9 protein-coding genes are annotated in these 6,566 nt (G+C 67.0%); 5 read left to right on the plus strand and 4 right to left on the minus strand.

The features are described from left to right. Together Q7T84_RS03640 and Q7T84_RS03645 are read right to left on the minus strand one after the other, a co-directional pair. Nucleotides 1-789 (minus strand): sterol desaturase family protein (locus Q7T84_RS03640; RefSeq protein ID WP_304806342.1); only part of this gene is annotated, 789 nt, incomplete at its 3' end. Then, the gene (locus Q7T84_RS03645) at nucleotides 786-1,193 is read right to left on the minus strand and encodes a hypothetical protein (RefSeq protein ID WP_304806343.1); all 408 of its coding nucleotides are present in this window, start codon (nucleotides 1,191-1,193) and stop codon (nucleotides 786-788) included. The genes Q7T84_RS03645 and Q7T84_RS03640, both read right to left, overlap by 4 nt. Nucleotides 1,194-1,351: 158 nt before the next feature. On the opposite strand from Q7T84_RS03645, the gene Q7T84_RS03650 reads away from it, so the two are divergent. Beyond that, nucleotides 1,352-2,059, plus strand: a complete 708-nt coding sequence (locus Q7T84_RS03650) for a hypothetical protein (RefSeq protein WP_304806344.1) — start codon at nucleotides 1,352-1,354, stop codon at nucleotides 2,057-2,059. Between the two features lie 31 nt (nucleotides 2,060-2,090). Here the strand turns inward: Q7T84_RS03650 and Q7T84_RS03655 are convergent, their stop codons facing one another. Next, nucleotides 2,091-2,759 carry a DedA family protein gene (locus tag Q7T84_RS03655; protein ID WP_304806345.1) on the minus strand — a complete coding sequence of 223 codons (669 nt, stop codon included), beginning with the start codon at nucleotides 2,757-2,759 and terminating at the stop codon, nucleotides 2,091-2,093. Nucleotides 2,760-3,206: 447 nt separating this feature from the next. On the opposite strand from Q7T84_RS03655, the gene Q7T84_RS03660 reads away from it, so the two are divergent. Beyond that, nucleotides 3,207-3,425: a hypothetical protein gene (locus Q7T84_RS03660; RefSeq protein ID WP_304806346.1), complete on the plus strand. Its 219-nt coding sequence runs from the start codon at nucleotides 3,207-3,209 to the stop codon at nucleotides 3,423-3,425. A gap of 90 nt (nucleotides 3,426-3,515) precedes the next feature. Here the strand turns inward: Q7T84_RS03660 and Q7T84_RS03665 are convergent, their stop codons facing one another. Continuing rightward, nucleotides 3,516-4,052, minus strand: coding sequence for a porin family protein (locus Q7T84_RS03665; protein WP_304806347.1), 537 nt, complete (start codon nucleotides 4,050-4,052; stop codon nucleotides 3,516-3,518). A 227-nt stretch (nucleotides 4,053-4,279) separates the two neighbouring features. On the opposite strand from Q7T84_RS03665, the gene Q7T84_RS03670 reads away from it, so the two are divergent. The 3 genes from Q7T84_RS03670 to Q7T84_RS03680 all read left to right on the plus strand — a co-directional run. Then, nucleotides 4,280-5,395 (plus strand): beta-ketoacyl-ACP synthase III, encoded by a 1,116-nt coding sequence (locus Q7T84_RS03670; RefSeq protein ID WP_304806348.1) that lies wholly within the window; start codon nucleotides 4,280-4,282, stop codon nucleotides 5,393-5,395. Nucleotides 5,396-5,401: 6 nt separating this feature from the next. Continuing rightward, a complete protein-coding gene (locus Q7T84_RS03675; RefSeq protein WP_304806349.1) occupies nucleotides 5,402-5,959 on the plus strand; it encodes a GNAT family N-acetyltransferase in 558 nt (185 codons plus the stop codon). 73 nt (nucleotides 5,960-6,032) lie between these two features. Beyond that, nucleotides 6,033-6,566 (plus strand): nitronate monooxygenase family protein (locus tag Q7T84_RS03680; protein ID WP_304806350.1); only part of this gene is annotated, 534 nt, incomplete at its 3' end.

The following is a 6,566-nucleotide window of genomic DNA, read 5'->3' on the forward strand; positions in this document are numbered from 1 at the left end:
GTGGCGGGGGTGGCGGGCGACGTCCTGCCCCATCGCGATCCATTCGTGGAAGGCGACGCGCAGCACGTTGAAGCCGCTGAGGTTCTTGACGATCCCGTAGCGGCAGGCCTCTTCGTCTAGCTCCGGCTGGAAGGTGCCAAATAGCTTGTCCCAGACGATCAGGATGCCGGCGTAGTTGCGGTCCAGGTAGCGGGGATTGCGCGCATGGTGGACCCGGTGGTGGGAGGGGGTGTTGAACACCGCCTCGAACCAGCGGGGCGTGCGGCGGACGGCCTCGGTATGGATCCAGAACTGATAGACGAGGCTGATCCCCTTCTGGATGGCGATCATGGCTGGCGGGAAGCCGAGCAAGGCGAGCGGCAGCCAGAGGATCCAGGTCCCGGCCAGCCCGCCGGTCCAGGTCTGCCGCAGGGCGGTCGAGAGATTGTAGTGCTGGGACGAATGGTGGTTCACGTGCGCCGCCCACCAGAAGCGCCGCTCGTGGCTGAGCCGGTGGAACCAGTAGTAGGTCAGGTCCTCCAGCAGGAAGAGCGCGATCCAGGCCCAGATCGCCGTCATCGGGATATCGAACAGCCGGTGCTGGTAGGTCCAGAGCGTGGCGGCCACGACCAGGCCGGCGGTCAACAGGCCGGCGACATTGCTGCCCAGGCCCATGGCCAGCGAGGCCATGGTGTCGCGGGTCTCGTAGTGGGCGCGCGTCACCTTCAGCCGGGTCAGGACGATCTCGAGGATGATCGCCAGGATGAAGAACGGGATCGCCAGGGTGACGGGGTCGAAGGCCGGTTTCACGCCGCCCTCTTGTCCTGCGGCGGGGCTCCGGACGGCGGCCAGCTCTGCAAGGCGATCCGGGCGTTGGGGGCGGCCACGTCGGAGAGGTCGAGCTTGACCACGCCATCGCGGAAACTGGACGATATCGCCTGGGCCCAGGGAATGTGGCGGGCGACATAGCCGTCGCCGACCTCGCACAGGACCAGGGCCGCGGCCCCCGACTTGGCGAGCGCGCCACGGCCGTCGACCGCCACCCAGATGCGTTCGACCGTCCGGCCCGGGAACTCCTCGGCGAGCAGCTTGAGCGCGCGCGCGTCGTCCAGCGGCGTCATGGGTTTGGAAATCTTGGCCCAGGCGGCCAGGCCGACCAACAGGGCCACGGCCGCGAGCGAGGCGGCGAACTGTACTGCGAAGCCTTCAGGCACCTGCGTTTTCTCCCTGACGGGAGGTTCGGCTTCTGGGCGGGAGGCGTCAAGGCGGACGCGGCGGCAGGGCGGTTGGCTTGAGACTATTTGTTCTCTTTTTGTTCTTGAGTGACCCGATACTGGGTTATGCTGGCGTTCGGAAAACAGGGTGAACTTGCATGACCTTGGAGACAGGCCAGCCGTCTTCGTCGGGCGATCATGCCCGGCGGCGGGCGGTGACGCCGTACAGCGCCGAGCTCGGGGCCGATATCTGCCGGCGGATCGAGGCCGGCGAAAGCCTGCGGGCGATCTGCAAGCCGCGGGACATGCCCGGCGCGGCGACGGTGCACCGATGGGCGGGGCTGCGTCCCGAGTTCGCCGAGGCGATGCGCAAGGCGCGGCTGAAGGCCCGCCACGACCGGGTCGGCGCGCATCGAGACCGGCGGCGCGACCGGGCCTGGCGACGGGGTCGTCCGTGGGCGCGGCCGGACGCCTATAGCCTGGCGGCAGGCGAGGAAATCTGCCGACGGATCGCCGGGGGGCAGAGCATGCTGGCGGTCTGCGCCGCGCCCGACATGCCGGTGGCCGCGACCGTCTACGAATGGCTGCGCAATCATCCAGATTTCGCCGAGCAGTATGTCGAGGCCCGCGAGGCCCAGGCCGAGTTGATGGCCGACCTGGCGTGGGAAATCGCGCTGCGGGCTGATCGGGAGAGCGCGCCGGTCGCGCGCCTGCAGTTCGACGTGATCCGGTGGCGGGCGGCGCGGCTCGCGCCAAAGGCCTATATGGCCGAGGGCGGGCGGCGCAGGCCGGTGATGCAGGTGTTCATTCAGCGCTTTGGCGACGGGGAGATCATCGGCGAACCCGTGACTTACAACGGGGACTAGCCCCTGCCCTCGTCGTCCTTGAGCCTTGCGCCTACTGCTCGAGGCGGGCGGACAGGATGGCCATGGCGGCTTCCTGGCGGGCCATGCGCGCCTTGAGGATGCGCCAGGCTAGGAGCCCGCCGACGCTGACCGCGACGGCGGTGGCGACCAGGACGGTGATCAGGTCGGCTTCGCTCAGCGCCTCGAGCTCGGCCAGGCCCTTCGCCGCGAAATAACCCGGCGCGAGGATGACCAGCACCCAGACGACGGCCGACACGGTGTTGGCCAGTTGGAAGGTGCGGCGGCGCATGCCCAGCAGGCCGGTGACCAGCGGCACGAAGGCGCGCAGCGGGCCGAAGAAACGGCCGATGAAGATCGAGGCCGCGCCATAGCGGCGGGTGAAGAGCCGGGTGCGGGCGATCTTGCGGCGATGCTCGCGAAAGGCGGGGTGGCGCAGGGTCTGGGGGCCGAGCCGGCGGCCCAGCTCATAGGAGATCGCATCGCCGACGACCGCGCCGGCCACGCACCAGAAGATCACTTGCATCGGATCAAGCACGCCCGCGGCGATCAGGCCGCCCGCCATCACCATCAACGCCGTCGCCGGGATGAAGGCGCCGATCAGCACCAGCGACTCCAGCAACGTCACCAACCCCAAAGCCACGCCGGCCCAGGCGTGGTGGCGGGCGATAAACTCGGCGACGTGATGAAATAGGGCGTCCATGGGGATCCTTGCGTCGGAAGCATATGGGCGCGCTCGCGCGTTCCCGCGAGGGGTAGTCGGAACATCTTTCGACAATTGCGAGGGCCGTGTCCGGCGCGCATCAGTCGACGGCCGGATGGGGTCTTGGCGGCGGCTTTTCGCCCGAGGCTCGGGAGCCTTCCGAGACCCGGAGCGTTCCCGCCGAGCACGCCAAAGCCGCCTTCCGAATTTCTATCGCGAGTTCTCAGGAGTTCTGGGGTGGCGATCGGCGCGCGGCGTCCTATCTATGCTGTCATCAAGGTAGAGCTAGCGAGAAGCCCCATGCTTCGATGTCATCTTAATCCGAGCCGAATGCCGGCCTGACTTCGCCTCGCGGCCGCCATTCCAGCGCCGCCGCCCTGCCTGATGGTGTCGTCCTTTGATGGGACGGCGCTGATCTTCCCGAACTAGCTAGTAAAGGAGCTTAGTATGGCTCTGCAGATTTCTGTCGCCCCGGCGGCCCACGGTTGGGTCGTTCGTTCCGAAGCCTTTGACAATGAGTTGGTGTTCGAAGCCGGGGGCCGCGCCGAGGCCGCGGCCCGCTCGCTCGCCGCCCGCTACGCCCAGGCCGGACGCCCGACCCAGGTCAGCATCTTCATGCGCGACGGCGCCCTGGCCGGAAGCTTCATGCACCATGCGGGCGCCTGACCGCCGGCTCGCCCTTCCCCGCGATCAGTCACAAAAAAGGGCCGCCTCCGGATGGAGGCGGCCCTTCTCGTTGAAGGCTAGGTCAGAAACCTAGAACTTGTGGACGTAGCCCACCGACCAGACGTCGGCCTTGCCGCCGTCATCGGTGAACTCGTGACGGGTGTAGTCGGCCCGCACGCCGTTGGAGCCGTCGAAGAAGTACTGGCCGCCGGCGCCGTAGTTCCAGCTTTCGTTGCTGAGCCGAACGAAGGCGCCCGGAACGGTGACGCTGCCCTTGGTGGTGCCGTAGCCGCCACGGACATAGAGGTCGGCCTTTTCGCCAACCGGCAGGAAGCCCACGGCGTAGGCGGCGGCCGAGTAGTTCATCTTGACCTTGCCGTCGATGCCGCCAACGCTGACGTCGTCCTGCTTCGCGCCCAGGCCCAGTTCGCCCTCAACGCCGAGGAACTTGCCGAAGCGCGCGCCGAGACGACCCTGGATAGCGCCGACATCGGCGCCCTCGAGGTCATGATGGCTGTAGCCCACCGAGCCGTAAGCGCTGACATTGGAGTCTTGAGCGCTGGCGATGGCGGGAGCGAAAGCGACGACGGTGGCGGCGCTGGCCGCGGCGATGATGAGAGTTTTCATTGTTCTTGGTACTCCGTACTTATGCTCGGCCACTGAGCCGAGGGGCCTAGGTCGCGTCTAAACACGGCGGGAAAAGGTCGGTTCGGCCACAAAGCCCAGACCATTCCAAGTTGTGTCATTAGGGCCACATCAGCCGCTGACGCCCGGCCCGGCCGTGCTATCAGTGTTCGCGAAGCTCCCACCGGACAGATTCCGAGGCCAGAGGAGCAGTCGTCGGAGACAGCGTTTTGCATCAAGCCGTGATCGCGGCCACGGGCCTCTACACCCCGCCGCATAGCCTTTCGAACACCGAACTCGTCACCACCTTCAACGCCTATGTCGAGCGGTTCAACGCCGCGAACGCACAGGCGATCGCCGCCGGCGAGGTCGCCGCCCTCACCCCCTCCTCGGTCGAATTCATCGAGAAGGCCTCGGGGATCAAGTCGCGGTTCGTGATGAACAAAAGCGGCCTTGTGGATCCCGACGTTATGCGTCCCGACCTCCCCGAGCGCACCAACGAAGAGATCTCGATCCTGGCCGAAATGGCGGTCGAGGCGGCCAAGCAGGCCATCGAGCGCTGGGGCAAGGACGTCAGCCAGATCGGGGCGGTGATTTGCGCGGCCTCGAACATGCAGCGCGCCTATCCGGCCATGGCCATCGAGGTGCAGCAGGCCCTGGGGATCGAGGGCTTCGCCTTCGACATGAACGTCGCCTGTTCGTCGGCGACCTTCGGCATCAAGACCGCCGCCGACTTCGTGGCGTCCGGCTCGGCGCGCGCGGTGCTGATGGTCAATCCGGAGATCTGTTCGGGCCACCTGAACTTCCGCGACCGCGACAGCCACTTCATCTTTGGCGACGTGGCGACCGCGGTGATCGTCGAGCGCGAGGAAGACGCCACTGATGGCTGGGAGATCCTCGGCACGCGGCTGAAGACCCAGTTCTCCAATAACATCCGGAACAACTTCGGCTTCCTGAACCGCGCGGCCCCCGAGGGGATCGGAGCCAGCGACAAGCTGTTCGTCCAGGAAGGCCGCAAGGTGTTCCGCGAGGTGGTGCCGATGGTGGCCGAGATGATCGTCCAGCACGCCGCCGACCTTGGTCTCGATCCCACGGCCCTGACGCGCCTGTGGCTGCACCAGGCCAACAGCAACATGAACGAGATGATCGGCAAACGCGTCCTCGGCCGCGAGCCGGCGCCGGGCGAGAACGTGATCATTCTGGACGAGTACGCCAACACCTCGTCGGCCGGCTCGATCATCGCCTTCCACAAGGCCAATGACGACTTCGCCAGCGGCGACACCGGGCTGATCTGCTCGTTTGGAGCCGGCTATTCGGCCGGCACCGTGTTCGTCCGTAAGCGCTAGACGCTCATGAGCGCCGCGCTGATCATACCGACCCTGAGGTCGGCGCGGCTGGTCATGACCCCGCTCTCGCTGGCCTGTTCGCCGGGCATGTTCGACCTGTGGTCACGGCAGGAGGTCTGCCGCTATTCGGGGCCGGCCTGCGACTATGAGCGCCAGCCGATCGAACTCCCGGCCCGGACGCCCGCCGACAGCGACAAGATCATCGACTTCTTCACCCGCAGCGCCGCCGATGGGACGCGCTTCCGCTGGGCGCTGCAGACCAGGGCCGAGCGCGCCTTTGTCGGCATCGCGGGCTTCAACCAGCTGGGGCCGTGCTCGGAATACGCCTATCATCTGCATCCCCGGTTCTGGGGTCAGGGGCTGATGAGCGAAGCCTCGCTCCTGGCGATGGACTGGCTGCGCGGCTGGCCAGGCTGCACGCAGGTCGAGGCCTTCATCGAGCCGGCGAACCTGGCCTCCGTGAGGCTGGCGACGCGGCTTGGCCTGCACCCGACTGGGGAGGTCTGCGACGGCGCCGCGCGCTACGCCGCGTCGCTCGCGGACGTGCCCAGGCTCTCGACTTGAGCGCATCCTTCCGCTTTTGTTTACTCCGTAAAGATTCTCCCGCGCCCCGTCGCCGAGCCATAGGACCGATTTCATGAAGACCCGCATCACCGAAATGCTTGGCGTCCGCCATCCCATCGTCCAGGGCGGCATGCACTATGTCGGCTTCGCCGAGATGGCGGCGGCGGTGTCGAATGCGGGCGGGCTGGGGATCATCACCGGCCTGACCCAGGGCACGCCCGATCGCCTGCGGGCCGAGATCGCCCGTTGCCGCGAGATGACCGACAAGCCGTTCGGCGTGAACCTGACCTTCCTGCCCTCGGTCACCCCGCCCGACTATCCGGGCCTGGTGGATGTAATCATCGAGAGCGGCGTCAAGGTCGTGGAGACCGCCGGCAACAATCCCCAGAAGTGGCTGCCGATGCTGAAAGACGCCGGCATCGTGGTGATCCACAAATGCACCTCGGTCCGCCACGCGCTGAAGGCTGAAGCGATCGGCTGCAACGCGGTCAGCGTCGACGGCTTTGAGTGCGGCGGCCACCCCGGCGAGGACGACGTGCCGAACTTCATCCTGCTGCCGCGGGCGGGCGAGGAGCTGAAGATCCCGTTCCTGGCTTCGGGCGGCATG

Origin of the sequence: Phenylobacterium sp., from assembly GCF_030654915.1 — a bacterium.
In the GTDB taxonomy this organism is placed as follows: Bacteria; Pseudomonadota; Alphaproteobacteria; order Caulobacterales; family Caulobacteraceae; genus Phenylobacterium.